Raw genomic sequence first — 3,870 nt, forward strand, 5'->3', positions numbered from 1 at the left:
ACATTTTGGCACACCAATTGCATTACTATCCGTAAATAGAAAAATATTAGCAAGGGCGTGATCAAATGGGAAGCGAATATGTGCTAAAAGATACCGATTTTCTGGTATCTCAAACGGATGAAAAAGGGGTCATCCTTTTCGCCAATGAAGATTTCTGTAAAATCGCTGGTTATACGTTAGAGGAGTTGGTGGGAAAACCACATAGTATTGTGCGTCATCGGGACATGCCGCGTGCTGCTTTTAAAGATCTCTGGGATACGGCTAAAAGTGGTAAAGTATGGACGGGATACGTCAAAAATGCGACTAAGAGTGGAGGATATTATTGGGTCTATGCTACTGTGTATCCAAACATCGCATGTGGTAGCGGAAGTTGCGGGTTCATGTCGTGTCGGCGTAAAGCATCAAGTGAAGAGATCGCCGAAGCTGAACGTCTTTATAAAACAATGAATTAAGGGTAGCAACCATGAAGAACTCGATAAAAATAACGATTTTAGTCATAGTTGCGACGCTTGGTTTGTCAGTAGGAGTCGTCGCTCAAAGTATAGCTGTTTTAGCCGGTGCCATAGTGGTTGTTCTCTTGGTCGCATTGTGGCTGATGACAAGTGCACAAGCCGGGGATGAAGCAATTCAAAAACAATTGGATAATTTCCTCCAGCTCATGCACTTCAAGCGTAATCGTCTTACGTTATTGGATGCCAAAATAGGAAGCAGTGAAGAGAAACTCAATGTATTAGCAAAAGCTCATGAAGAGATGTTGCAACATGATACGTTAGTAGCCGGTGAAATGGTACTGTTAGCCGATAAAGTACGACAGGGACATTATGCATGCCGTATTGGAAGTGATACGAAAACGCCACACGTTCATATTCTTCGTAATACCATGAACACAATGTTGGATGCAACCGAAAAAAATCTTGATTGTGCTATAAAAATTTTAGAAGCGTTGAGTGAGGGGAAATTCTCCATGCGAACGACGGTTAATGTCGAGGGAAAAATGGGGATAATGCTCTCGAAAATTAATGATCTCGGAATAGCATTAGAATCAATGGAACAGCAAAATAATGAAGCTAAAGAGGTCTTGGATAACAATACCAAAAACCTTAAAGCGACCATTGAGGATCTACGTTCAACCAAATTTATCGAACTCAATGGGATGATTAATTCTACCGTTGAGCGTATTCAAAGTGTTGCGGGCAAAGAACATGAGCTTTCAAATAACCTTCAATCACTTGTCGGCAATGCTCAAGAGACAAAAGCTATTTTAGTGACGATCGGAGATATCGCTGATCAAACAAACCTTTTGGCTCTCAATGCCGCTATCGAAGCAGCACGCGCAGGTGAACATGGACGCGGTTTTGCGGTCGTTGCCGATGAGGTGCGAAAGCTTGCTGAGCGAACTCAAAAATCTCTCGCTGAAATCTCTGCGACGATCAATATCTTGATCCAAGCGATAAACGATAACAGTGAATCACTCAACAAAAATATGGATGAGATGATGGATCTAACCCAGTATGTGGGGACGGTCGATCAAAAAATGGATGAACTTCTTACCTCTATGGATGCAATGAGCTAATCTCATCGGGGGTCACCCCGTAAGATTTGAGCAAAATTGCCGCTCCGTTTAGATCGCCTGTCTCTAGTTTTAGAGATGCGGCATACACTCTCCCCAACATCCCCGTATGCGTTACAAGGGCATCTTCGATTTGACGGCTAGGATGGAGGGTTTGTAGCAGCGACTCCATCGGTACGTTCATTACCCCCTCTAACAGTGAGAGCATCGCGATCAAATGGATTTGTTCAAGTTGCGCTTGGGTCGGCTCAGTGGTGATTATCTCCAGTAAAGCGACCATTTTATCGATTCTATTTTGGGCAAAAACGGCGTGAGGATTTTTCTCATCAATCGATCTCGTCCCCGATTTGGAGTAGATAATCAGCAGAAGCCATTGCATAAGGGCACTTTTACCGAATTTTTCGATCATCTCACGTATGGAGAGGCTCCCTTTGAGGTATTCAGGATGAACAGAACGGAGAAACTGCAGCAGCTGCAAGGCGATAATCCCCTGATATTTAAACGAATCGCATATCTCTTCCATCGGCGCATCATTTTGCAGCAGGGTAAAAAGCTCCATCACATCCATGTACTGAGGATCAATTCGCTTTTGGGTAATGACATGAGCATGGGCAAAATAAAATCCTTGAAAATACTCAAATCCTAGTTGCTCATACGCTTCGGCCATCTCATAAAATTCAACCTTTTGGGCGATGAGTTTCATTTGTCCATAAGGGTTTGGAGCGTGAGAAAATTGTTCAATATCAGTTTGCGTAACGTCAAATTTAGCATATTCGATATAGGGGAAGAGGGTAGAAAAAGCTTCGAGATAGAGTGGATTAAAAGATGCATTATCCAGAGCAAACCGATACCCTAATCCATGAAAATAGCGGATTGCTTCATGGATACGGGCGTTGATTTTCATGGATGCCGATAGCTCGAAGACAAATCTCTCTTTGGGGAGGGTGCGAAGGATATCAGTTAGCAATAACGGTCCGTCAGTGTTGATAAAGGCTAATGTCTCACCAAATGCCGAGGTTGATCCGATTTGATTGAGTAAATTGACCAAAACCGATGCGGTAGCATGTCTGGGATCATCGATCACACACTCACCGTAGGTGTTGCGGTAAAAAAATTCGTATCCGATAATGGACTCTGCACGACTTAAAATGGGCTGACGTGCGAGATATAAATTATTGTGCATCGTTGTTGCTTTATATTTTAATGTCTTAAGTGTAGCGTAATTTGAGTATTATTTCAAAAAAGAGTAGATAAAGAGAACCTAATGAACACCCATAACACTATTTATTATCAAGATTACACTCCGAGCGACTATACCATAGTCACGTGTAACCTCGAATTTATCATCGAAGAATCATCAACGAGGGTTGAGAATATTATGGAGATCCGTCGTCAAAACGCAGATGCCACAGAGCTTCGACTCGATGGTGAAAAACTCGATTTAGAGCTAATTTGGGTGAATGATGAACTCCTCGATGAGACGAAGTACAGATTAGAAGAGAGTGCACTTATCCTCCCACTGGATAGTGATAGTGCCAAAATCCGCATTATTAACCGTATCTATCCCGATGAGAATACGGAGTTAGAGGGGCTTTATCGCTCCGGCGGTATATGGTGTACCCAAAACGAGCCTGAGGGGTTCCGTCGTATCACCTATTTTATCGATCGTCCTGATGTAATGACGAAATTTACAACAAAAATTATCGCTTCACAAGAACGATGTCCTATTCTGCTGAGCAACGGAAATTTGCGAGGAACAGCAGTGCTAGATAGCGGCAAGCATCTCGCCCTTTGGGAAGATCCGATCCCTAAACCTTGTTATCTCTTTGCTCTGGTCGCGGGAGATTTGGGCTCCATTACTGACACTTACACGACGGCTAGCGGTAAAAATGTCGATTTGGCGATTTATTGTGACAAAGGTAATGAGGATAAATGTCATCATGCGATGCGAAGTCTCAAAAAGTCGATGGAGTGGGATGAATACACCTATGGTCGTGAGTATGATCTGGAAGTGTATAACATCGTTGCGGTGGACAGTTTCAACATGGGTGCGATGGAGAACAAAGGGCTTAATATTTTCAACTCCCACTATGTCCTAGCCGATGAAGAGACAGCCACAGATACCGATTTTTTAGGGATAGAGAGCGTTATCGCTCATGAATATTTTCACAACTGGACGGGGAACCGAATCACATGCCGAAACTGGTTTGAGCTGACGCTCAAAGAGGGTCTTACGGTGTTTAGGGATCAATGTTTCAGTGCCGATATGAATTCTCCTCTGACACAGCGTCTGGATGATG

At 43.1% G+C, this 3,870-nt stretch carries 4 protein-coding genes; 3 read left to right on the forward strand and 1 reads right to left on the reverse strand.

The genetic code is table 11. From position 1 onward, the window contains the following. Positions 1 to 65: 65 nt before the first annotated feature. Positions 66 to 452, forward strand: coding sequence for a PAS domain-containing protein (locus PHR02_RS13215; RefSeq protein ID WP_299992730.1), 387 nt, complete (start codon positions 66 to 68; stop codon positions 450 to 452). Positions 453 to 463: 11 nt separating this feature from the next. Next, a complete protein-coding gene (locus PHR02_RS13220) occupies positions 464 to 1,573 on the forward strand; it encodes a methyl-accepting chemotaxis protein (protein ID WP_299992732.1) in 1,110 nt (369 codons plus the stop codon). Here PHR02_RS13220 and PHR02_RS13225 read toward each other — a convergent pair. Further along, positions 1,554 to 2,753, reverse strand: coding sequence for a hypothetical protein (locus PHR02_RS13225; RefSeq protein ID WP_299992734.1), 1,200 nt, complete (start codon positions 2,751 to 2,753; stop codon positions 1,554 to 1,556). The genes PHR02_RS13220 and PHR02_RS13225 overlap by 20 nt on opposite strands. 81 nt (positions 2,754 to 2,834) lie before the next feature. Between PHR02_RS13225 and PHR02_RS13230 the strand changes: the two genes are divergently transcribed. Further along, on the forward strand, positions 2,835 to 3,870 hold a 1,036-nt coding region (locus PHR02_RS13230), incomplete at its 3' end, for a M1 family aminopeptidase (RefSeq protein WP_299992736.1).

The organism is Sulfuricurvum sp. (assembly GCF_028688295.1).
In the GTDB taxonomy this organism is placed as follows: domain Bacteria; phylum Campylobacterota; class Campylobacteria; order Campylobacterales; family Sulfurimonadaceae; genus Sulfuricurvum.